Here is a 26,950-nt window from a genome sequence, read left to right on the forward strand (position 1 = left end):
CGGCCCGCAGGTCGCTGCCCGAGGCGATCAGGTCGTCCTGCGCGGCGAGCTCGATGTCGCCGGTCAGCAGCACCGATCCGGCCGGCGTGACGGCGTGCAGCACCAGCGAGCCGTCGTTGACCGCGGTGCCGTCGTCGCCGTCCACCGAGCCGGGTGGCCGCACCGGGCCGATCACCCGCACCCGGAGTTCGGGCCAGCTCAGCTCACCGCCGCGGGCGAGGGCGACGACCGGCACACCGGCCCGGCCGGCGACCCGGACGAGCTCACGCATCGCCGACGCCGGCTCCCGCACCGGTCCGACGGCGACCCCGCCGGCCCCCCGGCCGCGCAGCGCCCCGGCCAGACCGCCGTGATGGTCGGCGTGCAGGTGGGTGATCACCACCAGGTCGATCACCCGGACACCGAGCCGGTCCAGGCAGACGTCGACGGCGTCGTCGGTCGGCCCGGTGTCGACCAGCACCGCGTGCCCGGTGACGCCGGTGGCCAGCACCAGGGCGTCGCCCTGCCCGACGTCGCAGGCGATCACCCGCCATCCCGCCGGCGGCCAGCCGGGCGGCACGAACCGGGTCGGGACGAGCACGATCAGCGCGCCCACCAGCGCCGCGACCAGCGCGGCCCGCAACCGCGGGACCCGGCCCATCGCCAGCAGCGCCAGCAGCATCCCGGCGAGCAGCAGCGCGCCGGCCGTGCCGGCCGGCCACGGCACCTCCGCCCCCGGTACCGCCGCGGCCCGGTCCCCGACCAGCACCAGCCACTGCACGAACGGGCCGGCGAGCCGGGCGCACAGCCAGGTCGCGTCGGCGCTGACCGCCGAGAGCACGGCGCCGAGCACGCCGAGCACGGTCGCCGGTGCCACGGCGGGGGCGGCGAGCAGGTTCGCGACCACGGTGACCAGACCGATCCGGCCGTTCAGCCCGGCCAGCAGCGGGGCGGTGGCGAACGCCGCGACGACCGGGACGACCAGTGCCTCCGCCGGGCCGGGCGGTACGCCGCGGCGCCGCAACGTGGCCGACCAGCGGGGCGCGAGCAGGACCAGCGCACCGGTCGCCGCGACCGACAGTGCGAACCCGGCGGCGACGGCGAGCGCCGGATCGGCGAGCAGCAGCCCGAGCACCGCGGCGGACAGCGCGGGCAGCGCCGACCGGGCCCGCCCGACGGCCAGCGCGAGCAGCACGATCGCGCCCATCACGCCGGCCCGCAGCACCGACGGGGACGGCCGGGCGAGCACCACGAACCCGACGAGGGCCAGCATCGCCGCGGCCGCCGCGATCCGCGGATCCACGCGGAACGCGCGGAGCAGGAGCAGCACCGCCCCCGTCACCACGGTCACGTTCGCGCCCGACACCGCGACGAGATGCGCGAGACCGGCGGTGCGGAAGTCCTGCTCGGTCTCGGCGAGCTGGGATCGAGTGTCGCCGATGGCGAGCCCGGGGAGCAGGCCGGCCGGCGCCTCGGGGAGCGCGGCGAGCGAACCGTCACGCAACCCGTCGCGCAGCCCACCGGCCACGGTCTGCCACCAGGGCGGCGGCCCGACGTCCTGCGGCGCGCCCCGCACCCGCAGCACCGCGACGGTGAGATCGGGCCGCTGGGCCGGTGCCAGCAGCCCGGACGCGGTGACGGCCTGCCCGGGCAGCAGCCCGGCCCAGGTGTCGGCCGGCGCCAGCAGCAGCACCTTCCCGCCGGTCGTCCACGAGCCGTCCCCCGCCGTCGCGGCGACCAGCTCGGCCGGGACGAGCGCGATCGCCCGCGCCGAACCCGACTCGTCGCCGCCACCGGGACCACGCAGGATCCGCGGGTCGTCGCCCAGCACCACCCGGACCTCCGCGGCCGCACCGCGCTCGGCGGGCCCCCGGAGCGGGTGCGCGGCCAGCGCCGAGGCGTGCCCGGTCACCAGCACCGCTGCCACCACCGCGCAGCCGCCCGCGGCCAGCACGATCGAGCCCGGGGCGGCCGCGCGGGCGCTGATCCGCGCCCGGAGCAGCACGGTGAGGACGACCGTCGCCGCGGTCAGTGCGGCGGCGATCCCACCGGCCGTCCCGCCGAGCAGCCCGCACAGGACGGCGCCCCAGGTCGCCAGCGCCGCGGGGACGAGCCGGAGATCGGGCGGGGCGGGGCGGTCCTCCCCGTCCGTGCTGTCTGTGCTGTCTGTGCTGTCTGTGCTGTCCGTGCTGTCCGTGCTGTCCGTGCTGTCCGTGCTGTCCGTGCTGTCCGTGCTGTCCGTGCCGACCGTGCCAGGTGCACGGTCACGGCCCAGGCCCGGCCGAGGGGTGGTGCGCCGCCCGGCGCCGGAGCTCTGCCGGCTGTGCATCAGACCCGGACCAGGTCCTTGAGCTGCGCGAACCGGCGTTCGCCGATCCCGTCGATCTCACGCAGCTGCTCCACCCGGCTGAACCGGCCGTTCGCGGTCCGCCAGTCGACGATCTTCGTGGCCGTCACCGGCCCGACGCCGGGCAGCGCGTCGAGATCGGCCGCCGTCGCCCGGTTGAGATCGACCTTCCCGGTGCCGGGTGCGCCGGCGGCACCGGGTTCGGCGCCGGAGGCCGGTTCGCCGCCGGGGACCGCCGGCGCGTCCGGTGCGGCGCCGGGGACGCCGATCGCGATCTGCTCGCCGTCGCCGACCCGGCGGGCCAGGTTGACCCCGGTCAGGTCGACGCCCGGCAGCGCGCCGCCCACCGCGTCGACCGCGTCGGCGACCCGCGAGCCGTCCGGGATCCGGACCAGCCCCGGCCGCGCCACCCGGCCGACGACGCTGATCACCAGCGGCCCGGCGGTGACCGGCGCCGCGGCGTCCGGGAGGTCGGCGCCCTCCGGGCCCGCCGCGGCGACCGGGGCGGCCGTCACCTCCGGCAGCCCGGCGACGGGCTGTGCGGTGGGCCTGTTCGACCACACCCCGGCACCGGCCAGCAGGGCACCGCCGAGTACGACACCGACCAGCACGATCGCGGCCGGCCGGCCCGGGTCGACCCGGGCCCCGGACAGCGACGGCGGCAGCCAGCGCAGCGCGGTCCGGCGCAGCAGCGACGGGCGGGCGCCGTGCGGTGCGGCGCCGGCGGGCCGCACGGAACCGGCGCGGCCCGGCGGGCGCGATCCCGCGGCGACCGGGCCGGGGACCACGATGTCGAGCGGAACCGTCGGCGGGTCCGATCCCCGGCCGGCCGGGGCCTCCGGGATCCCACCGCCGGCACCCGGCGCCGCGGCCGGACCGGGACGGTCCGGTGCCCCGGCGGGCGGGCGCCGCGGCGGGTGCGCGGTCAGCCCGGCGAGCCGCCGGGACGGGACTCGACTGACATCCGACCTGGTCACGCCCCCGACGCTAGGAGCGCGGACGGGTCGTGCAGCGGCGAGTTCCGAACCTGTGGATGTACCGGCCGGTTGTGGATGGACCGGGCTCCGCGGGGCCCGGAACGCCGGTCACCACCGGTGCCCGCTGGTACACATCGACCGGTGCCGGCGACCGCCGGACGAACGGTCACGGAGGTGGTGGCGGTGCGGCAGAGCTCATCCGGCGGGGACGACCACGACCCCCACCAGCCCGGGGCCGACGTGCGCCCCGATCACCGCGCCGACCTCCGACACCTGCACCTCCGCGGCGTGCGGCAGCTGCTCACGGAGCCGGTCGGCGATGTCCTCGGCCCGGTCCGGGGCCCCGAGGTGGTGTACCGCCAGCCTGGCCCCCGGCCCGGCCGCCGCCCCGACCGCCAGTGCGACGAGCCGTTCGGTCAGTCGCGCCGTCGTGCGCACCTTCTCCAGCGGTGCGATCCGTCCCTCGGACAGGTGCAGCAGCGGTTTCACCGCGATCGCCGCCCCGAGCAGCGCGGAGGCCGCACCGATCCGCCCACCTCGGCGCAGCCGTTCGAGGTCCTGCACTCCGAACAGCACCCGGCACCGGGCCGCGACCGCGGTGGCCGCGGCCTCGGCCGCGGCACCGTCGCCGCCACCGGCGGTGACGTCCGCCGCGGTCAGCACGGCGAAGCCCAGCCCCATCGCGACGGCCCGCGAGTCCACCACCCGGATCCGGTCCGGGGCGGTCTCCTGGGCGGCGAGCCGGGCCGCGTCCCAGGTGCCGGACAGCTCACGCGACAGGTGCACCGACACGATCTGCTCGGCGCCACCGCGCAGGATGTCCTCGTACAGGGCGGCGAACGCCGCCGGGGCCGGCCGCGAGGTCTGGACGTCGAGGTTCCGGTCGGCGAGCGCGGCGACCAGCTCGGCCGGGGTGATGTCGACGCCGTCGCGCGCGGTCCGGTCGCCGTAGCGCACCTCCAGCGGCACGACGTGCAGTCCGCGCCGCTCCGCCACGCCGGGCGGGAGGTAGGCGGTGGAGTCGGTGACCACGGCGACCGGCGAGCTGGACACGCGGGGACCCTACCGGGGTGCGGGGGCCGGGCCGGGCGGACTGCCCGCGCCGGCGGCGCCCGGAGGGCGGGCGGCGCCGTGCGGCCGCGGGGAGCCACGGTGCCCGGCGCGGTGCCCTGCCCGGTGGTTCACCGGAAGATCGGCGCCAGGGCCCGCTGGGCCTCGAGGTACCGGCCGTGGGCGTCGTCGAGCCGCCGGCGCTGCCGCGGATCGGGCGTGAACTCGCGGTCCACCCGCACCATCCGGGCCGCGAGCCCGGCCACCGAGCCACCGGTCCCGACGGCGAGCCCGGCGAGCATCGCGGCGCCGAGCACTCCGGCGTCGCGCTCGGCGGTGCGGCGCAGCGGCCGGTCCAGCACGTCGGCCTTCACCTGGCACCACAGGTCGCTGTTCGCCCCGCCGCCGCAGACGGCGAGCGCGGGGACCGGCGCTCCGGCGGCACTCTCCAGCGCGGCGAGCACGTGCCGGGCAGCGTGCGCGACGCCCTCCAGCACGGCCAGCGCCAGCTCGGCACGGCCGGTGCCGAATCCGGCGCCGAGCCAGTGGGCGCGCAGGTGCGGGTCCCACAGCGGGGCCCGCTCGCCGGCCAGCTGCGGGAGGAACAGCACCGTCCCGGGCCCGGCGGTCCCGGCGAGCCCGAGCAGTTCCTCGACGGTCCCGCCCAGCACCGAGCACGCCCAGGTCAGGGCGTCGCCACCGGCCTGGGTCGGTCCGGCGTGCACGTGCAGGCCGCGCCAGGTCGGGAAGGTGACGATCCCGGGGGCGCCGCCACCGGGCGTCGCGGCGACGGCGACGACCTCCGAGGTGCCGGCGACGTCGATCGCGTCGCCCGGGGCGGCGATACCGCCCCCGAGCAGCGCCGACCAGGCGTCCATCGTCCCGACGGCGACGGGCAGGCCCGGCGGGAGGCCACCCGCCCCGGTGGTCTCCCCCGCCACCGAGGCCGGGTCGGCCAGTGCGGGCAGCAGCCCGCGCAGGCCCGGGACGAGCAGGTCCAGCCATGCCGGATGGTCGCCGTCCGGGCCGACCAGGCCGATCGAGGACAGCGGATCGGCGACGGCCCGGCCGGTCAGCTGCGCCAGGATCCAGTCCTTCGGGGCCAGCAGCCGGGTGGTGCGCCGCCACACGTCGGGGCGGTGGGTCCGCAGCCAGGCCGCGCGGGCGGCGGGGTGCGAGGCGTCGACCGTCCCGAGCCCGCCGCGCACCCGCGCCCGGTCGGCCGCGGCCAGCCGCTCGGTCAGACCGGCGGCGGTCTCCGCGCAGCGGCCGTCCTGCCAGGTGATCGCCGGGTGCAGCGGCGTGCCGGCGTCGTCGGCGACGAGCTGGGTGTTGACCTGCGCGCACAGTCCGACGGCGGTGAGATCACGCAGCGCACCGGCCGCGTCCAGCTCGGCGACGGCACCGGTCAGCCCGCGCCACCAGTCCGCCGGATCCTGCTCGGCCCAGCCCGGCCGGGGCCGGTGGGTGGGATGGCGGCGGGTCGCCGCGGCGATCCGCTCGCCGTCGTCGGTGAACACGGCCACCTTCACCGATGTGGTGCCGAGGTCGATTCCGAGCAGCCTGCTCACGACGGGGTGTCCGATGCGGCCGGGTGCCCGGCGAGGAGCTCCGCGAGCGCGTCACCGACGGCCCGGTGCGCCTCCCAGCCCCAGTGCATGCCGTCCGGGTTGCCGCGCCCGCCGAGGACGTGCGCGGCGACCAGCGGTGCCACGTCGAGCAACGACACCGCAGGAACGCCCGCCGCCCAGGCCCGGATCGCTGCCTCGGTGGCCGACCGGTGCGGGTGGGCCGATCCGTAGTCGGCGGCCCGGTGCACCGACGGCAGCATCGCCACCACCGGCAGCCCCGGTCGCAGCGCGTGCACCCCCGCCCGGCAACGCTCCAGGTGCTGCACGGTGAGCCGGGGCGGGAGCGTCGCCGGGCCGCCGCCGGGCAGCCGGGCCAGCGCGGGTGCGAGCACCGGCTGCGCGCGCCGGTAGCCGGCGCGGACGATCCGGCGCAGCGACGGCGGCCGCAGCACCGGGATCAGCTCCCGCAGCGCGGTCGGCAGCGGCGAGGGCAACGAGTCCATCCCGGACACCCCGAGGACGACGGCGTCGACCCGGGGCAGCGCCGCCCACACCCGGGGATCGCCGGTGATCGCGGCCCAGGCGTGCCGGGCCGTCCACCCGGCCCTGGCGACCAGCTCCACCTCGCCGCCGAGCCGGTGCGCGGCGACGTTCGGCCACAGCCGGGCCTCGTCCGCCGGGTAGGGCCGGTCCGGACCGTGGAAGGCCAGCGAGTCGGCGACGACCAGGAGGTCAGGCACCGATGTTGTACCCCGACAACCGCCAGCGCGGATGGTCGTCGCGCCGGGCCACCACGGCCCACTTCGCGTTGCCCATGCCGCCGATCACCGGCCACGCCGACTCCGGCAGGTCGAGCAGCCCGCACACCATCCCGGCGATCATCCCGCCGTGCGCGACGAGCAGCACCGAGCGCTCCACCGGGTCGTCTGCGTACTCCAGGTCCAGCTCGGCGACGACCGGCAGCGACCGGGCGACGACGTCCACCCGGGACTCACCGCCGGGCGGCGCCCACCGCGGGTCGGAACGCCAGGAGGCGATCGCGCCCGGATCGGTGGTCTCGATCTCGGCGACGGTGCGGCCCTGCCAGTCGCCCAGGTGCGTCTCGCGCAGCCGCTTGTCCACCGACACCGGCAGCCCGGACAGGGCCGCGACGGCCATCGCCGTGTCGTACGCGCGGCTCAGGTCGGAGGTGATGATCCGGTCGAACGCCACGCCGGCGAGCAGGGGTGCCGCCGCGGCGGCCTGCGCGCGGCCCTCGTCGGTCAGCTGGGTGTCCAGGTGCCCCTGCATGCGGCCGCCGGCGTTGTACCCGGTCTGGCCGTGCCGGAGCAGTGTGACCCGCCGCAGCGTCATCCCGCGTCGTCCTCGTCGTCGCCCGGCGGCTGGGCCCGCGGCACCTCGATCGCCGGGCAGTCCTTCCACAGCCGGTCCAGCCCGTAGAAGCCGCGCTGCTCGGTGTGCATCACGTGCACGACGATGTCGGTGAAGTCCAGCAGCACCCAGCCGTTGTCGGCGTCGCCCTCGCGGCGGGTGGGCTTGCTCCCCCGCTCACGCAGCTTCTCCTCGACCGCGTCCACGATCGCCTGGACCTGGCGCTCGTTCTGCGCCGACGCCAGCAGGAAGCAGTCGGTGATCACCAGCTGCTCGGACACGTCGAGGGCGATGATGTCGGCGGCCTTCTTGTCCGCCGCGGCGGCCGCAGCCACCTTCGTCAGCTCGATCGCCTCCGGTGATGCCGTCACTGCGCTTCACGTCCCCCGCTCGGTTACCTCGGACGGACTCGCCCGACGACACCACAGTGTGTCAGCCGCGCCGCCGGGGGTTGGGCGGCGGGCACCGCGCGGGATAGGTTCACGCCCACGGTGGACCGTCGAAGGAGACTCCCCATGGCGTTGGCCCCCGACCTCGAGGGCGTGCAGTGCGAGCCGGTCAACTTCGCGTGGGCCCGGGACGACGTGCTCCTCTACGCGGTCGCCGTCGGCGCGGGCGCCGAGGATCCGGCCGCCGAGCTGGCGCTGACCACCGAGAACACCGCCGGTGTGCGGACCGTGGTGCTGCCGTCGTTCGCCGAGCTGGTGACCCGCACCGCCCGGGTCGATCTCGGCGACATCGACCGGTCCCGGCTGGTGCACGCCGAGCAGTCGTTCCGCCTCGCCGCCCCGCTCCCGGTGGAGGGCCGCGCCCGGGTCACCTCGACGGTCACCGAGGTGCTGGACAAGGGCTCCGGCGCGCTGGTGCGGACCGAGGCGGAGGCGGTCGACGTCGAGACCGGCGCGCCGCTGCTGTCGACCGTGCGCTCGGTGTTCATCGGCGGCGAGGGCGGGTTCGGCGGCGCCCGGGGCTCGCGGCCGCCCAACCCGGTCCCGGACCGGGCACCCGATCACGTCGTCACCTACCGGACCTCCCCCGGCCAGGCCCTGCTCTACCGGCTCACCGGGGACCGCAACCCGCTGCACACCGACCCGGAGTTCGCCGCCAAGGGCGGCTTCGAGCAGCCGATCCTGCACGGCATGTGCACCTACGGCTTCACTGCGCGGGCGCTGGTCGCGACCGTCTGCGACTCCGACGCCGGGGTGCTGCGCGGGATGGACGCCCGGTTCACCCGGCCGGTCGTCCCCGGCCAGACCCTGACCGTCGCGGTGTGGCGGGACGGGGACGCGGTCGCCTTCCGGACCGCGGTCGGCGACGAGATCGTGCTCGACCACGGGTCGGCGACGCTGGCGGGCTGACCGGGCCGGTCGGCACCCGGGCCGGTCGGGCACCCGGGCGCGTGGTGCGACCGGGCCGGTCGGCACTGCGGCCTCGCGGCTCAGGAGACCGCGACGGCGACCCGGGCCTGCACCGGGTCCCCCGGATAGTCCACCCCGCCCCGGTAGGCGAGCTCGGACAGCGCGTCCAGCGCGGCGATCTGCGGGTAGCTGCGGTGCGGGTCGTTGCGGTGCGGCCAGCGGTGGTCGAGCTCCCGGAACGCGACGGCCCGGTGCCGGGTGGTGGCGAGGTAGCGCGGGTTGTCGCGGACGAACCGGGCGTAGGCGTGCCGCAGCTCGGGCCGGCGCGGGAGCTCGACCCGGACGAACCGGTCGACGTCGGCGCCGATCTCGTGCACGTACTCCCCGCACAGCTGCACGACGAACGGCGCGACCCACGGCTCGTCCACCCCGAACAGCTCCCGCACCGCGCGCTGGCGCAGGCCTGCGTTCTCGCTGCGCGACATCCACGCGGCCACCACCGCCTGCCGCCGCGGGGTCAGCCGCGCGACGTAGGTCGCGGCCGGCCACGGGAACGCCACCCGGTACGGGATCTGGACGGGATCGCCGTCGACGTGCACGTCGTGGTCGGCGACGCCGCCGCCCGCGTCCTGCACGAGCTGCGCCGACACCGCCCCCCAGGAGGCCAGTGCGTGCATGGCGACGTGCGCGTCCCGGCGCACCGGTGGCGGCACCGCGCGCAGCAGGAGCCCGGCGACGGCCGGGGTCGGGACGTCGATCACGACCCCACGGTAACCCGATCAGCGCAGCTCAGCGTCACCGACTGTCAGATTTCGCACTCTGTCATCACTCACTCGGCGGGGAGTGACGACCGAGGATCGACCCGCCGCCGGAGCCCGCCGACCCGGACGTCTCGATCGCATCTCGACATCGGGCCCATCTTGCCCACCACGAAACCAGGTCATAGGTTAGCCAACGCTAATCAGGTGCCCCGCGATCCGCAGCGGGCGGTCACCGGGGGGAGGTGGGCGGGCGATGAGCGCTGCCACGGGTGTGACCGTGCCCGGGACGCCGCCGGGCCGCACACGCACCGGGATCGGCGTGCGCGCCGCCGGGCTGCTGGTCTCCGGCGCCGTCCTGCTGGGGGTGTGCCTGCTCAGCGTGATGGTCGGCGCCAAGGAGATCCCGGCGTCGACCGTGCTGGACGCGTTCACGGCGTTCGATCCCACGAACAACGACCACCTGTTCGTCCGGCTGGAACGGGTGCCCCGGACGGTGCTGGGACTGCTCGTCGGGCTGGCCCTCGGCCTGGCCGGGACCGTGATGCAGGCCGTCGCCCGCAACCCGCTGGCCGATCCCGGCGTGCTCGGGATCAACGCCGGGGCGTCGCTGCTGGTCGTCGTCGGCATCACCACGTTCGGCCTGACCGCGCTGTCCGGCTACGTCTGGTTCGGGTTCGTCGGTGCCGCTCTGGCCGCGGTCGTCGTCTACGGCGTCTCCGCGCTCGGCCGGGAGGGCGCCACCCCGATCAAGCTGGCACTCGCCGGCGCCGCCGCGAACGCCGCGTTCGTCTCCTTCACCACCGCCGTGCTGCTCACCAACTCCGACGCGTTCGAGCAGTTCCGGCTCTGGCAGGTCGGCTCACTGGCCGGCCGGGACTGGGAGGTCGTCACCTCGGTGACGCCGTTCATCGCACTCGGCGCCGTCGTCGCGCTGCTCTCGGGCGGACTGCTCAACACCCTCGCCCTCGGCGACGACATGGCCAGGGCGCTCGGCGCGAACATCACCCGGGCGCGGGTGGTCTCCGGGCTGTCGGTGGTGCTGCTGTGCGGCGCCGCCACCGCCGCGGCCGGGCCGATCGGGTTCGTCGGGCTGGCGATACCGCAGGTCGCGCGGTTGATCGCCGGCCCGGACAACCGGTGGCTGCTGCCCTACGCCGCGGTGCTCGCGCCGGTGCTGGTGCTCGGCGCCGACGTGCTCGGGCGGATCATCGCCCGCCCCGGCGAGGTGCAGGTCGGGATCCTCACCGCCGTCATCGGGGCGCCGGTGTTCATCGCGCTGGTGCGCGGACGGCGGGTGAGCAGCCTGTGAGCATCGAGGCCCCCCGGGCGACCGGCCCCGGCGACGGCGCGTCCGGCCCCGCCGACACGGCGTTCGGCGCCGTCGAGCGGGCCGCGGTGCTGCGCAGCCGGGCGGCGGCCCGGGTCCGGCGGATCGGCGTCGGCCTGTCGCTCGGCGCGGGCGTGCTGCTGGTCGCCGCGGTGTCGCTGTGCGTCGGCGAGTCGCTGATCCCGCTGCCCGACGTGCTGTCCACCCTCGCCGGGCAGGGCAGCCGCAACACCAACTACGTGATCCTGGAGCTGCGGCTGCCGCGGATCGTCACCGCGATCCTGGTCGGGATCGCGTTCGGCATGTCCGGCACCGTGATCCAGTCCCTGCTCGGCAACCCGCTGGCCAGCCCGGACGTGATCGGGATCAGCACCGGGGCCAGCACCGCCGCGGTGTTCGGGATCGTGCTGTTCGGCCTGGACGGACTGGGCGTGTCGGCGATGGCGCTCGCCGGGGCGCTGCTCACCGCGGCCGCCATGTACGCGCTGGCCTGGCGCAACGGCGTCACCGGCTACCGGCTGATCCTGGTCGGCATCGGGCTGGCCGCACTGCTGCTGAGCGTGATCAGCTACTTCATGACCCGGGCGCAGGTCACCAGCGCGTCCGACGCACTGGTCTGGATCAGCGGCAGCCTCAGCGGACGCAACTGGTCGCAGGCCGTCCCGCTGGCGATCACGCTGGCGGTGCTGGTCCCGGTCACCGTGCTGCTGGCCCGGGTGCTCGGCCTGCTCGGCATGGGCGACGACGCCGCGAAGGGGCTCGGGGTGCCGGTCCAGCAGGCCCGGCTGGGGCTGCTGGTCTCTGCCGTCGCACTGGCCGGGGTGGCGACGGCGGCGAGCGGGCCGATCGCCTTCGTGGCGCTGCTGGCCGGGCCGATCGGCCGCAGGCTGGCCCGCGACGGGAGCCCGGCGCTGCTCGCGTCGGCCCTCGTCGGCGCCCTGATCGTGCTGGTCGCGGACTTCCTCGCGCAGCACACGCCGGGCCTGCCGCTGCTGCCCGTCGGGGTGCTCACCGGCGCGATCGGCGCGCCCTACCTGCTGTTCCAGCTGGCGACGATGAACCGCGCCGGCCGAGGAGGATGACGATGACCCAGGAAACGGCCGGCAGCCCGCGGCACACCCTGCGCGCCGAGCACCTCCGCCTCGCCTACGACAAGCGCGAGGTCGTCGCGGACCTCAGCATCGACGTGCCCACCGGGGCCGTCACGATGATCATCGGGCCGAACGGCTGCGGGAAGTCGACCCTGCTGCGCGCGCTGGCCCGGCTGCTCACCCCGGTCGAGGGCACCGTCTACCTCGACGGCCGGGACATCGGCGAGGTCCCCAACCGCGAGGTCGCCACCGTGCTCGGCATCCTGCCGCAGTCCCCGGTCGCACCGGACGGCATCACCGTCACCGACCTGGTCAGCCGCGGCCGCTACCCGCACCAGGGCTGGTTCCGGAAGTGGAACGCCGAGGACGACGAGGCGGTCGCGCACGCGCTCGCCGTCACCGCCACCGGTGAGCTCGCCGACCGGCCGGTGGACCAGCTCTCCGGTGGCCAGCGCCAGCGGGTGTGGATCGCGATGGCCCTGGCCCAGCGCACCGACCTGCTGTTGCTCGACGAGCCGACCACCTACCTCGATCTCGCCAACCAGGTCGAGCTGCTGGACCTGCTGACCGACCTGAACCGCCGGTCCGGCACGACGATCGCGGTCGTCCTGCACGACATCAACCTCGCCTGCCGCTACGCCGACCACCTAGTCGCAATGCGGGCCGGTTCCATCATGGCCGAGGGCCATCCGTCCGAGATCGTCACCTCCGAAATGATCAAGGAGGTGTTCCGGATGGACGCCGACATCCTGCGCGATCCCGTGTCCGGGACACCCATGATCGTGCCGATCGGGCGGCACCACGTCTCGGCCACCGCGCCGAGCAGCACGGACGAAGTGGAGAACACAGCATGAGGTTCCAGCGACGACGCCTGGTGGCGGGCGTGGCGACCCTGCTCGCCGGCGCACTCGTCCTCGCCGGCTGCGGCCAGGTCGAGGAGACCCCGGCGGCCGACGGCGCCACCATCGAGACCATGTTCGGGCCGGTCACGGTGCCCGCGGACCCGCAGCGCGTGATCGCGCTGGGCTGGTCGGACGCGGAGGCCGCGCTGGCGCTCGGCGTGCAGCCGGTGGCCGTCAGCGACTGGATGGCCTTCGGCGGCAACGGCGTCGGCCCGTGGGCGGACGACCTGGTCACCGAGCCGCCGACGCTGCTCGGCACGCTCGAGCTCAGCTACGAGCAGATCTCGTCGCTCGAACCGGATCTCATCCTCAACACCCGCTCGGACAACAGCCGGGAGAAGCACGACGAGCTGTCCAAGATCGCGCCGACGGTCTCGGCGCCGGCCGGCGTCGTCGCCTACGGCACGCCCTGGCAGCAGCAGCACGAGATGGTCGCCGCGGCGCTCGGCAAGCAGGACGAGGGCGCCCAGCAGATCAGCGAGATCGAGCAGGCCTTCGCCGACGCCCGGGCCGCGAACCCCCAGTTCGAGGGGAAGACGGTCGCGGTCGGCGCGTACTTCAGCGACCAGTACGGCGGCTACGTCCGCGGCGACGGCCGGGTCGACTTCATGGAGAGCCTCGGCTTCGTGAACAAGCCGGAGATCCAGGACCAGGCCGGGGACAGCTTCTACATCGAGCTGGCCCGCGAGCAGATCGAGCAGCTCAGCGCCGACCTGACGGTGATGTTCCCGATCGGTGCCGATGCCACCCCGCTGCGCGAGGACCCGGTGCTGAACCAGATCCCGGCCGCCCAGGCCGGCCACCTGCTGATCCTGGACGACGCCACCCTGGTCGAGGCGTTCTCGGCGGGATCGACGCTGGCGACCCGGTACGCGATCGACAACGCCGTGCCGCTGTTCGCCGAGACACTGTCCTGACACCCCGCCCCCGTCCCGGCGGACCGCCGGTGACGGGGGCCGGACCGGCGCTACGCTCCCGCCGGTGACGACGGCGAACGCGCAACAGTGGTCGGTGTGGGCCGGTAGCGGCGGGGACTTCTGGGCCGCACACGCGGCCCGGTTCGACGCCGGGGTCGCCGGCTACCTCCCGGAGTTCCGGGCGAATGCGGCCGTCCGGCCCGGTGAGCGGGTGCTGGACATCGGCTGCGGTGCCGGGACGACCACCCTCGACGCCGCCGCTGCCGCCGGTCCGGACGGTGCGGCGCACGGCGTCGACATGTCCGAGGCATTGCTGTCGATCGCCCGCAGCCGCCCGACCGGCCCGGGGCGGGCGAGCTTCGCCGTCGCCGACGCCCAGACCGACGATCTCGGCGCCGGCACCGCCGACGTCGTGATCAGCCGCAACGGCGTGATGTTCTTCGACGACCCGGCCGCCGCGTTCGCGAACCTGCACCGCGCGCTGCGTCCCGGCGGCCGGATCGCGCTGCAGGTCTGGCAATCGCTCGCCGAGCAGGAGTGGCTGACCGTCGTGCACCGTGCGCTGGAGCTCCCCGATCCACCCGCGGACGGCCCGAGCCCGGTCTCGTTCGGCGATCCGGACCGGTGCCGGGCGCTGCTGTCCGGTGCCGGGTTCACCGACGTCCGGATCACCGGGGCGCGCAGCCCGATGTGGTTCGGCACCGACGTCGACGACGCGACGGCCTTCCATCTCGACCGGGTCGCCGCGGCGCTCGCCCGGCGGCCGGAGCCCGCGCGGCGGGCCGCGCAGGACGCGCTGCGCCGGGTGCTCGCCGGGCACGCCGGGCCGGACGGCGTCGCACTCGGCTCGGCCGCCTGGTTCGTCCGGGCCGTCCGCGGCTGAGCCCGGGCCGACCGCGCGACCGGCGACCGGCGACCGGCGACCGGCGACGGGACGACGAGCCGGCCGTGCGAGGCCGGTCAGGCCCGTGCCGCGTCCAGGTGCGCCCGGGCGGCCTGCTCCAGGTGCACCAGGTCGCAGGCGACACTGGCATAGCTGAACCCCTGGGCCAGCCGGCGGGCGGCGGTGGCACCGTCCGGGCAGTGGATGCCGCAGGCGATCCCGGCCGACGCGGCGGCGGCGAGGATCTCGGTCAGCGCCTGCTCGAAGCGCTCGTCGAGGTCCGGGTCGGTGGAGGACCTCCCGCCGAGCGCGAGCCGCAGGTCGGACGGCCCGACGTAGAGGCCGTCCACCCCGGGGACCCCGGCGATCTCCTTCACGTTCGCCAGACCGTCCGGCGTCTCGATCATCACCAGGCAGGCCACCTCCTCGTCGGCGGCCGCGGGGACCGGGCCGATCCGAAGCTGCGAGCGCATCGGGCCGTAGCTGCGCCGCCCGACCGGCGGGTACCGGGTGGCGGCGACCGCGGACTCGGCGTCGGCGACCGAGTCGACCATCGGCACGATCACGCCGCGGGCGCCGGTGTCGAGCGCCTGCCCGATCCAGAACGCGTCGTTGGCCTGCACGCGCACCATGCTCGGGACGCCGAAGGTGTCGACCGCGGTGATCGTCGACAGCACCGCGCGCGAGTCGACCAGCCCGTGCTGGGCGTCGATGCAGACGTAGTCGTAGCCGGTGCGGGCGATCCGCTCGGTGCCGACCGGGTTGTCGAGCACCACCCAGTAGCCGATCGTCTTCTCCCCGGCGCGCAGCCGGGCGGCGAAGCCGTTGCTCATGACAGGTCCCCTCAGCGGTTGTAGGCGGGCACCGGCCCGCGCAGGTCGGCCCAGACGGCGTCGCAGGCCGCGATGACGTCCTCCGGGAGCGGGCCGCGCTCGGCCGCGGCGACGTTGGCGTGCAACTGCTCGACCTTCGACGCGCCCACCAGGATCGCGCCGACGTTCTCCCGGCCGACCAGCCAGCGCAGGGCCAGCTCGGGCAGGTCGAGGCCGGCGTCGGCGGCGACCCCGGACAGTGCCTCGACGGCCCGGAACAGGCCCTCGTTCCAGTACCGGTCGCGGTACATCGTCGCCAGCCCGGACGAGCCGAACCGGCCGTCCGACGGCGGCGCGTCGAACGAGTGCCGCCCGGACAGCAGGCCGCCGCCGAGCGGGTTGTAGACGACGTCGAACAGGCCCGCGGTCCGGGAGAACTCGACGTACTCCTCGTCGATCCGGCGGGCGAGCAGGTTGTAGAGCGGCTGCGAGAACACCGGCTGCGGGGCGCCCGTGGCGATCGCGGCGTGTCGTAGCTCGGCGATCTGCCAGGCGGCGAAGTTGGACACGCCCAGCGCGCCGACGGTACCCGCGTCGGCCAGCTCGGCGACGGTCTCCAGGGTCTCCGCGATCGGCGTGGCACGGTCGGGCTGGTGCAGGTAGTAGACGTCGAGCCGCTCGACACCGAGCCGGGTGAGCGAACCCTCGATGCAGGCGTGGATCGCCTTGCGCGACAGCGGCGGCGCTCCCCCGGCGTCGGAGTGCGGGATGCCGACCTTGCTGGCCACGCGGAACCGGCCGGGCCGGTCGCGCAGCAGCTCGCCGAGGATCTGCTCGCAGCGCGATCCGGCGTAGCCGTTCGCGGTGTCGATCATCGTGATGCCCGCCTCGGCGGCAGCGTCGAGCATGGTCGCCGCGGTGTCGCGGTCGACCGTGTCGCCGATGTTCATCGTGCCCAGCACCAGGCGGGACACCGGGCCGGTTCCCGGCACCTCGGTCGTCTGCATGTCGCGTCTCCTCAGCTGACGGGTTCGGCGGTGCCGGTCGTGGCGGTCGTCGACACCCTGGCAGGCCGTGCGCGGTGCGCCCGGCACCCGCAGAACATGACACATTCTGCGCACTGTGCGCAAGACGTCGGGAGAGCGCCGAAGGGCCGAGATATGCCAGGTAGATAGCCGCAGACCGGGCGATCGGGCGACGCACTCACACGTGTTGGATGCGCACAACACGCAGATTAGCCTCGCGGATAGCGCGCGATTGATGCATGATGAGCAGCATCGGCGCAGCCCTCCGCGCCGAGACCGACCACCCCGTCACGGAGGTGCCGTGCACCAGCCCGTCCTCGTACTCGCCGACGATCTGTCCGGCGCTGCGGAGGCCGCCGCCGTGCTGGCCGCGCCCGGTGAGCCCGCCACGATCCTGCTGGACGCAGGCGCACCGCTCCGGCAGGCCGGGCTCACCGTGGTCGACCTGCACTGCCGGGGCGTCGACGCGACCGAGGCCGCCCGGCGCACCGCCGACGCACTCACCGTGGCGGCGCCCGGCACCCGGCCGTTCCTGAAGATCGACTCGCTGCTGCGCGGCAACGTCGCGGCCGGTGTCGGGGCGCTCGCGACGCACGAACCGGTGGTCGTGGCCGCGGCGCTGCCCGCGGCCGGGCGCACGGTCCGCGACGGTGTCGTGCACCTCGGTGCCGAGCCACTGCACCGGACAGCCGCCTGGCAGCTCGAACCGGGCTCGCCACCGCCGGACGTACCGGCCGCGCTGGGACTGCCCGGCTGCCCGGTCGTCGACGTCCGGACGCTGCGCCGCGACCCGGTGGCCGGGCTCCGGACCGCGCTCACCCGGGCCGCCGGTGCCGGGTCCGAGGCACGGCGCGGCCGGCCACACGGAGTGGCGCCGGCCGCACCCGCCCGGCATCCGGTCGTCGTGTGCGACGCCGCGACCGATGCCGATCTCGACCTGATCGCCGGCGCGGTCATCGCGACCGGTGCCGCGCCCGCCGGGTCCGGCGCGTTCGCCGCGGCGTTCGGCCGGGTGACCGGTCGGCCCGGGCTCGGCGCCGGGCCCGCACCGCGCGGCCCGGTCCGGCCGGTGCTCGCCGTCGTCGGTTCGGCCGAGCCGGCCGCCGCCCGGCAGGTGGAGCTGTTGCTCGCCGAGGGCGCGGCCGACCTGCGACCCGGTGATCCCCCGCGTGCGTCCCGGTCCGGCATCACCGTGCTCCGCCCCGATCCGCGGGTCGCCGGCGACCCGGTCGCGGTCGCCGAGGCCCTCACCCGGGCCGCCGTCACCCTGGCCGGCGGCCCGGCACCACCGCACCTCCTGCTCACCGGTGGCGAGACCGCCCGCCGGGTGCTGGACGCGCTCGGCGTCGACCGGCTCGAACCGCTCGGCGCGGTCGCGCACGGCGCGGTCCGCAGCCGCACCGCGACCGGCCGCCAGGTCGTCACCCGTCCCGGCAGCTTCGGCGACGACACCTCGCTACGGGCGATGGCCGCCGCCGTACTCCCCCCACCCACCGACCGGAAGGCCGCCGTATGACCACCGCCGCCACCCACCCGACCGGCCCCCCGCCGCCCCTCGGCACCCTCCCGACGATCGCCGTGACGATGGGCGACGCCGCCGGGATCGGACCCGAGGTGATCGTCCCCGCGCTCGTGCACCCGGACGTGCTCGGCCGCTGCCGCCCGGTCGTGATCGGCGACGCGGGCCGGCTCCGGCGGGCCACGGAGATCCTCGGCCACCCGGCCCGGATCACGACCGTCGACGACGTCGCCGCCGCCGAGCCCGGATCGGACCGGGTGTGCGTGCTGCAGGTCGGCGAGCTGCCCGCGGACCTGCCGTGGGGCGAGGTCTCGCCGGCCGCCGGCGACGGCGCGTACCGCTACGTCGCGGCCGCCGCCGAACTCGCCGTCGCCGGTGCGGTGCAGGCGATCTGCACCGCACCGCTGAACAAGGAGGCGCTGCACGCCGCCGGGCACCACTATCCCGGGCACACCGAACTGCTCGCGCACCTGACCGGCACCGCGGAGGTGTCGATGATGCTGTCGACCCCGACGGTGAAGGTGGTGCACGTGACCACCCACATCGGCCTGATCGACGCGGTCGCGCGGATCGAGCCGGGCCTGGTCGAGCGGACCGTCCGGCGCGGGCACGACGCGCTGGTCCGCTCCGGGGTGGCCGCGCCGCGGATCGGGGTCTGCGGGATCAACCCGCACGCCGGGGAGAACGGCCTGTTCGGCTACGGCGAGGAGGAGGAGAAGATCGTCCCGGCCCTGGAGGTGCTGCGCGCCGACGGGATCGACGCCCGCGGCCCGCTACCGGCCGACACCGCGTTCTTCCTGGCCGGCCGGGGCGACTACGACCTGATCGTGGCGATGTACCACGACCAGGGCCACGGGCCGGTGAAGGTGCTGGGCATCGAGAACGGGGTGAACCTGACCGTCGGACTGCCGGTCATCCGCACCTCGGTCGACCACGGCACCGCGTTCGACATCGCCGGTACCGGCCGGGCCGATCCGGGCTCGATGGTCGAGGCGCTGCGCCAGGCCGTGGAACTCGCGGCGCGGCCGGTAGCGTGACCGCATGCCGCCGCGCGGATCCCGGGCCCGCCGGGACGAGATCGTCCGGCTCGCGACGACGTCCGGGCTGGCCAGCGTCGACGAGCTCTCCCGGGTCTTCGACGTCACCGCGTCGACGATCCGCCGGGATCTCGCCCAGCTGACCGCCGAGGGCAGGCTGGCCCGCACCTACGGCGGTGCGATGGCGCTGTCCGCGCACCCGGAGACGTCGCTGCGGCAGCGCATCGGCGAGGCGTTCGGGGCCAAGCGGACGATCGCCCGGGCGGCCGCCGCACTGGTGCGGCCCGGCGAGACCGTGCTGCTCGACGCCGGCTCGACCGTCGGCGCGCTGGCCCACGAGCTGCGGACCATGCCCGGCCTCACCGTGGTGACCACCGGCCTGACCGCACTCGGCGAACTCTCCGACGCCGACGGCGTCACCGTGCACTGTCTCGGCGGCACCCTGCGCCCGGTCAGCCAGGGCTTCGTCGGCCCGCTCGCGGAGGCCGCTCTGGAGCACCTCACGTTCGACCGGGCCTTCCTCGGGGCCGACGGCGTCACCACCGACGGCGGGCTGTGCGAGGCCGAGCTCGCGCAGACCCGGCTCAAGGAACTGATGGCCCGCCGGGCGGCCGCGGTCTACGTGCTCGCGCACGCCGACAAGCTGGGCAGGCGGCCGTTCCACGCCTGGGCCCGGCTGGAGCCCGGCTGGACGCTGATCACCGATCCGGCCGCGGACGCAGCGCAGCTCGCCGCGCTGCGGGCGTCCGGGGTCGGGGTGTCCGTGGCCCAGGCCGACGGCGCTGCCTGAGCGACTGCGCGTTTCGCGCGACTGACCGTCACCGAGCAGCAACCGCTGTCCCGCTGTGCCCCGATATGCGCGATACACGCGGAACTAACTCTGTATTGCGCGAAATGCGCATCACGTGAGACCGTCCTCATGCGGATCGCGCGGCCCGCCGCCGATCCCGTCCCCATCCGCCTCCGGAGGTCGACGATGACCCTGAACCGACAGGCCGGCCCACGCCTGGACCGCCGGGCGTTCCTGCGGTGGTCCGCGCTCGCCGCCGCCGGCGCCGCGGCCGCCCCGCTCGCCGGTTGCGCCGGCCCCACCGGCGCCCCGGGCCCCGGCACCCTCGTCCTCGGGCTGAACCGGTCGCTGGCCAGCCTGGACAACAAGCTCAACCAGTTCGACGGCGCGATCACCGTGCAACGCGCCGTCCGGCAGGCACTCACCCGGGTCGCGCCCGGCATGGTCGCGCAGCCGGTGCTCGCCGAACGCTTCGAGCAGACCGCGCCGACCGAGTGGACGGTGCGGCTGCGCGAGGGCGTCCGGTACTCCGACGGGAGCCCGGTCACCCCCGCCGACGTCGACACCGCCCTGCGCAGCTACGCCGGCGTGAACGGGTCGTTCGTGGTCGGGCTGTTCCCGGAGCTGCCCACCGTGGAGCCGGTCGACGCCCGCACCTTCCGGCTGCGCACCGCGCAGCCGGTGCCGGTGCTCGACCTGCTGATGGCGAACATCCTCGTCACCCCGGCCGCGGCGAACCGCCCCGAACAGCTCACCGACGGCATCGGATCCGGGCCGTTCCGGGTGGCCGAGGCGGACGGCGGCACCGGCAACTACACGCTGGTCCGCAACGAGAACTACTGGGGCGCCGCGCCGCCGCTGGAGTCGGTGCAGGTCAGGTTCGTGCCGGAGGAGTCCAGCCGGGTCGTCGCGATGCGCTCCGGCGAGCTCGACGTCATCGACTCCATCACCCCGGACTCGGCCGAGCAGCTCGCCGGCCTGCCCGCCGTCGCGCTCGACCGCTCGCCGGGGAACCGGATCAACCAGCTCTTCTACAACTTCCGCAAACCCCCCGAGCACCCGCTCGCCGATCCCGCCGTCCGGGAGGCACTCAGCTACGCGATCGACGGCGAGGCACTCGCCCGCGACGTGCTCGTCGGCTCGGTCTCCCCCGCCCGCGGCGTCGTCGCGCCGGCCCTGCAGGGTGCGGTCGAGACCGGCTCGTACCGCTACGACCCGGCCCGCTGCCGGCAGCTGCTCGACGCCGCGGGCGTCCGGGACCTGGAGCTGACGATCATCTGGGAGACCGGCGAGTTCCCCGCGGACACCGCGGTGATGGAGTCGGTCGCGGCGATGCTCGGCCAGGTCGGCGTGCGGACCCGGCTGCAGCAGTTCCAGCCCGGCGGCGACATCCTCGCCTGGCGGCAGGGACGGGGCGGCGACTGGGACGTGCTCGGCAACGGCTACCCGGGGCCGACCGGCGAGGCGGGCACCGCGCTGCAGGGCATGTTCGGCGGCACCCCGGCCGCCGAGGCGACCCGGGACACCTACCAGGGCTACGTCGTCGGCGAGGTCGCCCGTGCGATCGACGCCGCCACGGCGGAGACCGACCCGGCCCGCCGCGACGCCGCCCTCGCCGACGCCCAGCGCCGGATCTGGGACACCTGGCCGTGCATGTGGGCGTTCGTCCCGGACGTCGTGCTGGCGCGGCGGCAGCGGGTGTCCGGGGTCGAGCTGCTCCCGACGAACTCCTACGACATCTCGTCCGTCCGGCTGGAGGCCTGAGCGATGGCGACCGCGACCCTCACCGCCCCGCCGCGGCCGGGCCCGTCCCGCGCCGCCGGGCTCGCCCGGTACGCGCTGACCCGGGTCGGCCAGGGCGTCCTGACGATCTTCCTGACCGTGTCCACGGTGTTCCTGCTGGTCCGGATGGCGCCGGGCGACCCGGCAGCCGCCTACGCCGGGCCGACCGCGAGCACCGAGGACCTGGAGCGGGTGCGCGCCCAGTTCGGGCTGGACGAGCCGCTGTTCACCCAGTACCTGACGTTCCTGCGCAACCTGCTCACCGGCGACCTCGGCACCAGCTACTCCTTCGGCGCCCCGGCGCTGGACGTGGTGCTCGACCGGGTGCCGTACACGATCACGCTGGCCGTGTCCGCGGTGCTGGTGACGACCCTGGTCGCGGTGCCGCTGGGTGTGTGGATGGCGCGCCGCGCCGACACCGGCCGCGAGCTCGGCGCGAACGTGCTCACCGTCGCCGGGCAGTCGATGCCGGACTTCTGGAGCGGCATCATGCTGCTCACCGTGTTCGCGGTGCTGGTGCCGGTGCTGCCCGCCTCCGGCTTCGCGACCTGGTCCGGGCTGGTGCTGCCGACCCTGACCGTCGCCGTGCTGCAGATCGCGCTGATCTCCCGGCTGGTCCGCCGGGAGATGACCGGCGCGCTCGCCTCGCCCTACCTGACGGTCGCCCGGTCCCGCGGGGCCGGCGAACGGTCGCTGATCTGGCGCTACGCGATGGCCAACTCGGCGATCCCGGTGCTGACCGCGCTCGGGACCCGGTTCGCCGCGATGCTCAACGGCGTCGTCGTCGTCGAGGTGGTGTTCTCCTGGCCCGGCGTCGGCTCGCTCGTCGTGCGCGCCCTGGAGACCCGCGACTACCCGCTGATCCAGGCGACGGTGCTGGTCACCGCCGCGCTCGCGATCGGTGTCCAGCTGCTGATCGACCTGGCGTACCCGCTGCTCGATCCGCGGGTCCGGCTCGGAAAGGAGTCCGCGCGATGAGCACCACCCTCCCGGACCGGACGGCGCGACCGGCCCGGCCGTCGGCCGTCACCCCCGCCCTCGCCGCCGCGTCCCCCGCCCACCGCCGGGCCAGGGCGTCCCGGGTCAAGATCTGGGCCGGCGCGGTCTGCACCGCACTCGTGGTGCTGCCCGTGCTGTTCGCCACCGTGCTGCCGCTGCCGGACCCGGACGCGCAGCAGCTCTCCGCGCGCCGGCTGCCGCCGCTGACCGACGGCCACCTGTTCGGCACCGACCAGCTCGGCCGCGATCTGCTGGCCCGGGTGCTGGCCGGCGGTCAGGTCTCGCTCACCGTCGGGGTGCTCGCCGTGCTGGTCTCCGGCCTCATCGGGCTGGTGCTCGGCTGTCTCGCCGGGTTCCTGGGCGGCTGGGTGGACGCGCTCGCCTCCCGCCTCGCCGAGGCCCAGATGGCGCTGCCGCTGCTGATGATGCTGCTGCTGGTGGTGGCGCTGTTCGGCTCGTCGATCCCGGTGATCACCGCGGTGATCGCGGTCGCGCAGTGGCCCGAGGTGTTCCGGCTGACCCGGTCGCTGGTGCTCGTCGAACGCGGCAAGCCCTACATCGACGCGGCCCGCACGCTCGGTCTCGGCCGGCTCGCCGTGCTCGCCCGGCACGTGATGCCGAACGTGGTGAAGCCGGCGTCGCTGGTCGTGCTCCTGCTGCTGGCGCAGGCCGTGCTGCTGGAGAGCGCGCTGTCCTACCTCGGGGCGGGCCCGGAGCGGCCGTTCGCCACCTGGGGACGGATCGTCTCCGACGGGCAGGACTACGTGACCACGTCGTGGTGGATCGCCACCCTGCCCGGCCTGGTGATCGTGCTGCTGGTGGTCGGCGTCAACCTGCTCGGCGACGGTCTGCGCGACCGGCCGGACGGGATCGGGCGACCGCGCCTGCTGGGCGCGTTCCGGAAGGGAGCGAACCGGTGACCCCACTGCTGGAGGTCCGTGAGCTACAGGTCGAGCTGGTGACCGGAACCGGGATCGTGCGCGCCGTCGACGGTGTCGACCTGCACGTCGGGCCCGGCGAGACGGTCACCCTGATCGGCGAGTCCGGCTCCGGCAAGTCGACGACGGCGATGGCCGTGCTCGGCCTGCTGCCCGCCGGGTCCGCGGTGGTCAGCGGCTCGGTCCGGTACCGGCTCGGCGACGACGACCCGGTCGACGTGCTCGCCGACCGCACCGCGCTGGACGGCGTGCGCGGCCGTGGTGTCTCGCTGATCCCGCAGGACCCGATGACCGCGCTGTCGCCGGTGCACTCGATCGGCGCGCAGCTCGGCCACGCGCTGCGGCTGCGGCATCCCCGGCTCTCCCGCACGCAGGTCCGGGACCGCGGCATCGCGCTCCTGGACCAGGTGCACGTGGCCCGGCCGGCGACCCAGTGGCGGTCGTACCCGCACCAGCTCTCCGGCGGCATGCTGCAGCGCGTCCTGATCGCGATCGCGCTGGCCGGGGAACCGCGGCTGCTCGTCGCCGACGAGCCGACCTCGGCGCTCGACGTCACCGTCCAGGCCGGGATCCTCGACCTGCTGCTGGAGCTGCAGGAACGCACCGGCATCGGGATCCTGCTGATCACCCACGACCTGGGCGTCGCCCGGCTGGTCTCCGACCGGATCCACGTGATGCGGGCCGGCGTGTTCGTCGAGTCCGGCGAGGTCGAGCAGGTCGTCGGCGCGCCCCGCGAGGAGTACACCCGCGCGCTGGTCGCCGCCGTCCCCACCCTCGAGGAGGTCCCGGCATGAACCCGCACCTCGACGTCCGCGGGCTGACCGTGGACTTCGCCGGATTCCGGGCCGTCGACGGCGTCGACCTGTCCGTCGCGCGCGGCGGCTCGCTGGCCGTGGTCGGCGGGTCCGGCTGCGGCAAGTCCACGATCGCCCGCTGCCTGGTCCGGCTGATCCGGCCGACCGCAGGCTCGATCGAGCTGGACGGCCTGGACGTCGCGACCCTGCCGGAACGGGCGCTGCGCCCGCACCGCCGCAAGGTCCAGATGATCTTCCAGGACCCGTACGGCTCGCTGGACCCGCACCTGACCGCGGGCCGGATCGTCGCCGAACCGCTCGCCCTGCGCGGCGTGCGCGGGCGAGCCGAGCGCGAGCGCCGCGCCGCCGCGCTGCTCGACCGGGTCGGGCTGCCGGCGGCTGCCGCACAGCGCAGGCCGTCGGAGTTCTCCGGCGGCCAGCGCCAGCGGATCGGCATCGCCCGGGCGCTGGCCAGCGATCCCGAGCTGCTGGTGTGCGACGAGGCGACCTCCGCGCTGGACGTCTCGGTGCAGGCCCAGGTGCTCGACCTGCTGCGCGAGCTGCAACGCGACACCGGCCTGACGTTCGTGGTGATCGCGCACAACCTCGGCGTCGTCCGGCAGATCACCGAGCACATCGTCGTCCTGGACCAGGGCCGGGTCGTCGAGTCCGGCCGGACCGCCGAGGTACTCGCCGCACCGTCGCACGAGGTGACCCGCCGGTTGCGGGCCGCCGCCCTCGACCCGTCCACGATCCGTGGCCGCAAGCCCCGCGCCGCGCTGGCCGGCGCCGTGCCCGCACCGTCCGGAGGTTCGCCGCGATGACCACGACCGAACACGGCACCACCCCGGCCGAGCTGCCCGGACCGACCGACGGCGTGCTGCGCGCGCACGCCGGCGAGCCGGACCGGACCGACGCGCTGCTGCCCGCGCCGGACGTGCAGAACCACGCGGCGAACCTGATGGAGCTGCCCGGCGGCGCGCTGGGCTGCGTCTGGTTCGGCGGCACCCAGGAGGGCGTCCCCGACATCCGGGTGCGCTACTCCCGGCTGGAGCCCGGGGCACGGCGCTGGAGCGCGCCGGTCGCGCTGTCCGGCGACCCGGAGCGGTCCGAGCAGAACCCGCTGCTGTTCGTCGCGCCGTCGGGCACCGTGTGGCTGCTGTGGACCGCGCAGATCGCCGGGAACCAGGACACCGCCGAGGTCCGCGTCCGGACCTCCGACGACGGCGGCCGCACCTGGGGCCCGCATCGCACCCTGTTCCCGGCCGGCCCGGACGGCGGTGTCTTCGTGCGGCAGCCGATCGTGGTCACCGGCTCCGGCCGCTGGCTGCTGCCGATCTGGCACTGCGTGACCCCGCCGGAGGGCCGCTGGGCCGGCGACCTGGACACCTCCGCGGTGCTGGTCTCCGACGACGCGGGCGGCAGCTGGCGGGAGGTCGGCGTGCCGGACAGCACCGGGCAGGTGCACATGAACATCGTGCCCCGTCCGGACGGCTCGCTGGCCGCCTTCTACCGCAGCCGCCGCGCCGACGCCGTGCACCGCTCGGTCTCCGACGACGACGGCGGCAGCTGGTCCGTCCCGGAGCCGGTGGACCTGCCGAACAACAACTCCTCGATCCAGGTGGCCGGGCTCCCCGACGGCCGGCTCGCGCTGGTCGGCAACCCCAGCAGCCGGGCCGACGCGACCGCCCGCCGGGCGTCGCTGTACGACGAGATCGACGACACGGGAGGGGTCGGTGGGGCCGGGTCCGGCGAGACGGTCCGGGAGGGCGCGTTCTGGGGCGCCCCGCGCGCCCCGATGACCCTGGCGATCTCCGACGACGGTGGCAGGACCTGGCCGCAACGCCGCGACCTGCAGACCGGGGACGGGTTCTGCCTGGTCAACGACTCGCGCGGGAAACGGAACCGGGAGTTCTCCTACCCGAGCATCCGGGTCGCCGCCGACGGCGGCCTGGACATCGCCTACACCTACTTCCGGCAGGCGATCCGGCACGTGCACCTGGCGCCCGCCGGCCCGCCGGGGACGGCGGGCCGGTGACCGGGCACGCCGTCGTCACCGGGGTCAGCTCCGGGATCGGCGCCGCCGTCGCGGGCCGCCTGCTGGACGAGGGATGGCGGGTCACCGGGCTGTCCCGCGGCGCACCGGAGCCCCGGGACGGCCTGGGCTGGATACCGGCCGACCTGGCCGAGCCGGCCGCCGTGCCCGGCGCCGTCGCCGGGCTCGGCCCGGTCGACGCGCTGGTGCACGCGGCCGGGCTGCAGCGCACCGGCCGGCTGGGCTCGCTGGACGCGGCCGACGGCGACCTGATGTGGCGGGTGCACGTGGCCGCCGCCGCGGAGCTCGCCGGGGCGCTGCTCGACCGGATCACCGGCGGCGGCCGGATCGTGCTGATCGGCAGCCGCACCGCGGGCGGCGCGCCGGGCAAGAGCCAGTACGCCGCCACGAAGGCAGCGCTGGCCGGGATGGCCCGGTCCTGGGCGGCGGAGCTGGTCGATCGCCGGATCACGGTGAACGTCGTGGCGCCCGGACCGACCGAGACCCCGATGCTCGCCGACCCGGGCCGGGCGGCGACCCCGCCGCTGCTGCCACCACTGGGCAGGCGGGTCCGGCCGGCCGAGGTCGCGGCGCTGGTGGCGCTGCTGGTCGGGCCGGACGGGGGCGCGATCACCGGGCAGACGATCACGGTCTGCGCGGGGACGTCGCTGCCCCGCTGATCGCC

Annotated in this window: 25 protein-coding genes and 1 pseudogene; 16 read left to right on the forward strand and 10 right to left on the reverse strand. The window is 75.6% G+C overall.

The window, feature by feature from the left end; genetic code table 11:
* Positions 1-34: 34 nt before the first annotated feature.
* From ABD160_RS08710 to rsfS, 7 genes and pseudogenes are all read right to left on the reverse strand, one after another.
* Positions 35-2,308 (reverse strand): annotated as a pseudogene (locus ABD160_RS08710) (ComEC/Rec2 family competence protein); the annotation flags it as partial.
* Positions 2,308-3,303, reverse strand: coding sequence for a helix-hairpin-helix domain-containing protein (locus ABD160_RS08715; RefSeq protein ID WP_344020247.1), 996 nt, complete (start codon positions 3,301-3,303; stop codon positions 2,308-2,310). The pseudogene ABD160_RS08710 and the gene ABD160_RS08715, both read right to left, overlap by 1 nt.
* Positions 3,304-3,498: 195 nt before the next feature.
* Entirely contained in the window at positions 3,499-4,356 is an 858-nt protein-coding gene (locus ABD160_RS08720) for a DegV family protein (RefSeq protein ID WP_344020249.1), read from the reverse strand.
* 128 nt (positions 4,357-4,484) lie between these two features.
* Positions 4,485-5,924, reverse strand: a complete 1,440-nt coding sequence (locus tag ABD160_RS08725; protein WP_344020251.1) for a xylulokinase — start codon at positions 5,922-5,924, stop codon at positions 4,485-4,487.
* A complete protein-coding gene (gene octT / locus ABD160_RS08730) occupies positions 5,921-6,664 on the reverse strand; it encodes a diglucosylglycerate octanoyltransferase (RefSeq protein WP_344020253.1) in 744 nt (247 codons plus the stop codon). The genes ABD160_RS08725 and octT overlap by 4 nt, the downstream gene beginning before the upstream one ends.
* Positions 6,657-7,277, reverse strand: coding sequence for a histidine phosphatase family protein (locus tag ABD160_RS08735; protein ID WP_344020256.1), 621 nt, complete (start codon positions 7,275-7,277; stop codon positions 6,657-6,659). The genes octT and ABD160_RS08735 overlap by 8 nt, the downstream gene beginning before the upstream one ends.
* Complete coding sequence (gene rsfS, locus ABD160_RS08740) at positions 7,274-7,666, reverse strand: ribosome silencing factor (RefSeq protein ID WP_344020258.1); 393 nt, start codon at positions 7,664-7,666, stop codon at positions 7,274-7,276. The genes ABD160_RS08735 and rsfS overlap by 4 nt, the downstream gene beginning before the upstream one ends.
* A gap of 144 nt (positions 7,667-7,810) precedes the next feature.
* Between rsfS and ABD160_RS08745 the strand changes: the two genes are divergently transcribed.
* Entirely contained in the window at positions 7,811-8,653 is an 843-nt protein-coding gene (locus tag ABD160_RS08745) for a MaoC family dehydratase (RefSeq protein ID WP_344020260.1), read from the forward strand.
* 80 nt (positions 8,654-8,733) lie between these two features.
* On the opposite strand, the gene ABD160_RS08750 is transcribed toward ABD160_RS08745, so the two are convergent.
* Positions 8,734-9,414, reverse strand: coding sequence for a hypothetical protein (locus tag ABD160_RS08750; protein ID WP_344020262.1), 681 nt, complete (start codon positions 9,412-9,414; stop codon positions 8,734-8,736).
* 253 nt (positions 9,415-9,667) lie between these two features.
* On the opposite strand from ABD160_RS08750, the gene ABD160_RS08755 reads away from it, so the two are divergent.
* The 5 genes from ABD160_RS08755 (at position 9,668) to ABD160_RS08775 (ending at position 14,534) form a co-directional block, all read left to right on the forward strand.
* On the forward strand, positions 9,668-10,723 hold the full coding sequence (locus ABD160_RS08755) for a FecCD family ABC transporter permease (RefSeq protein ID WP_344020264.1): 1,056 nt from the start codon (positions 9,668-9,670) through the stop codon (positions 10,721-10,723).
* A complete protein-coding gene (locus tag ABD160_RS08760) occupies positions 10,720-11,823 on the forward strand; it encodes a FecCD family ABC transporter permease (protein WP_344020266.1) in 1,104 nt (367 codons plus the stop codon). Before ABD160_RS08755 ends, ABD160_RS08760 begins: the two co-directional genes overlap by 4 nt.
* A 2-nt stretch (positions 11,824-11,825) precedes the next feature.
* Positions 11,826-12,686 carry an ABC transporter ATP-binding protein gene (locus ABD160_RS08765; protein ID WP_344020268.1) on the forward strand — a complete coding sequence of 287 codons (861 nt, stop codon included), beginning with the start codon at positions 11,826-11,828 and terminating at the stop codon, positions 12,684-12,686.
* Entirely contained in the window at positions 12,683-13,651 is a 969-nt protein-coding gene (locus tag ABD160_RS08770) for an ABC transporter substrate-binding protein (RefSeq protein ID WP_344020270.1), read from the forward strand. Before ABD160_RS08765 ends, ABD160_RS08770 begins: the two co-directional genes overlap by 4 nt.
* A 64-nt stretch (positions 13,652-13,715) precedes the next feature.
* A complete protein-coding gene (locus ABD160_RS08775) occupies positions 13,716-14,534 on the forward strand; it encodes a class I SAM-dependent methyltransferase (protein WP_344020272.1) in 819 nt (272 codons plus the stop codon).
* Between the two features lie 77 nt (positions 14,535-14,611).
* Here ABD160_RS08775 and ABD160_RS08780 read toward each other — a convergent pair whose 3' ends face one another.
* On the reverse strand, positions 14,612-15,367 hold the full coding sequence (locus ABD160_RS08780) for an HpcH/HpaI aldolase family protein (RefSeq protein ID WP_344020274.1): 756 nt from the start codon (positions 15,365-15,367) through the stop codon (positions 14,612-14,614).
* An 11-nt stretch (positions 15,368-15,378) separates the two neighbouring features.
* Entirely contained in the window at positions 15,379-16,353 is a 975-nt protein-coding gene (locus ABD160_RS08785) for an aldo/keto reductase (RefSeq protein ID WP_344020276.1), read from the reverse strand.
* Between the two features lie 319 nt (positions 16,354-16,672).
* On the opposite strand from ABD160_RS08785, the gene ABD160_RS08790 reads away from it, so the two are divergent.
* The 10 genes from ABD160_RS08790 (at position 16,673) to ABD160_RS08835 (ending at position 26,945) form a co-directional block, all read left to right on the forward strand.
* Positions 16,673-17,887, forward strand: coding sequence for a four-carbon acid sugar kinase family protein (locus ABD160_RS08790; protein ID WP_344020278.1), 1,215 nt, complete (start codon positions 16,673-16,675; stop codon positions 17,885-17,887).
* Complete coding sequence (gene pdxA, locus ABD160_RS08795; protein WP_344020280.1) at positions 17,884-18,927, forward strand: 4-hydroxythreonine-4-phosphate dehydrogenase PdxA; 1,044 nt, start codon at positions 17,884-17,886, stop codon at positions 18,925-18,927. Before ABD160_RS08790 ends, pdxA begins: the two co-directional genes overlap by 4 nt.
* Before the next feature lie 4 nt (positions 18,928-18,931).
* Positions 18,932-19,717 (forward strand): DeoR/GlpR family DNA-binding transcription regulator, encoded by a 786-nt coding sequence (locus ABD160_RS08800; RefSeq protein ID WP_344020282.1) that lies wholly within the window; start codon positions 18,932-18,934, stop codon positions 19,715-19,717.
* A 186-nt stretch (positions 19,718-19,903) separates the two neighbouring features.
* Positions 19,904-21,481 carry an ABC transporter substrate-binding protein gene (locus tag ABD160_RS08805; RefSeq protein WP_344020285.1) on the forward strand — a complete coding sequence of 526 codons (1,578 nt, stop codon included), beginning with the start codon at positions 19,904-19,906 and terminating at the stop codon, positions 21,479-21,481.
* A 3-nt stretch (positions 21,482-21,484) separates the two neighbouring features.
* On the forward strand, positions 21,485-22,477 hold the full coding sequence (locus tag ABD160_RS08810; protein ID WP_344020287.1) for an ABC transporter permease: 993 nt from the start codon (positions 21,485-21,487) through the stop codon (positions 22,475-22,477).
* Complete coding sequence (locus ABD160_RS08815; RefSeq protein ID WP_344020289.1) at positions 22,474-23,418, forward strand: ABC transporter permease; 945 nt, start codon at positions 22,474-22,476, stop codon at positions 23,416-23,418. The genes ABD160_RS08810 and ABD160_RS08815 overlap by 4 nt, the downstream gene beginning before the upstream one ends.
* Positions 23,415-24,230 (forward strand): ABC transporter ATP-binding protein, encoded by an 816-nt coding sequence (locus ABD160_RS08820; RefSeq protein ID WP_344020291.1) that lies wholly within the window; start codon positions 23,415-23,417, stop codon positions 24,228-24,230. Before ABD160_RS08815 ends, ABD160_RS08820 begins: the two co-directional genes overlap by 4 nt.
* Positions 24,227-25,054: an ATP-binding cassette domain-containing protein gene (locus tag ABD160_RS08825; protein ID WP_344020293.1), complete on the forward strand. Its 828-nt coding sequence runs from the start codon at positions 24,227-24,229 to the stop codon at positions 25,052-25,054. The genes ABD160_RS08820 and ABD160_RS08825 overlap by 4 nt, the downstream gene beginning before the upstream one ends.
* A complete protein-coding gene (locus ABD160_RS08830; RefSeq protein WP_344020295.1) occupies positions 25,051-26,268 on the forward strand; it encodes a sialidase family protein in 1,218 nt (405 codons plus the stop codon). The genes ABD160_RS08825 and ABD160_RS08830 overlap by 4 nt, the downstream gene beginning before the upstream one ends.
* Complete coding sequence (locus ABD160_RS08835; RefSeq protein WP_344020297.1) at positions 26,265-26,945, forward strand: SDR family NAD(P)-dependent oxidoreductase; 681 nt, start codon at positions 26,265-26,267, stop codon at positions 26,943-26,945. Before ABD160_RS08830 ends, ABD160_RS08835 begins: the two co-directional genes overlap by 4 nt.
* The last annotated feature ends 5 nt before the right edge of the window (positions 26,946-26,950 follow it).

The sequence above is a fragment of the Pseudonocardia kongjuensis genome (genome assembly GCF_039526905.1).
Classification (GTDB): Bacteria; Actinomycetota; Actinomycetes; order Mycobacteriales; family Pseudonocardiaceae; genus Pseudonocardia; species Pseudonocardia kongjuensis.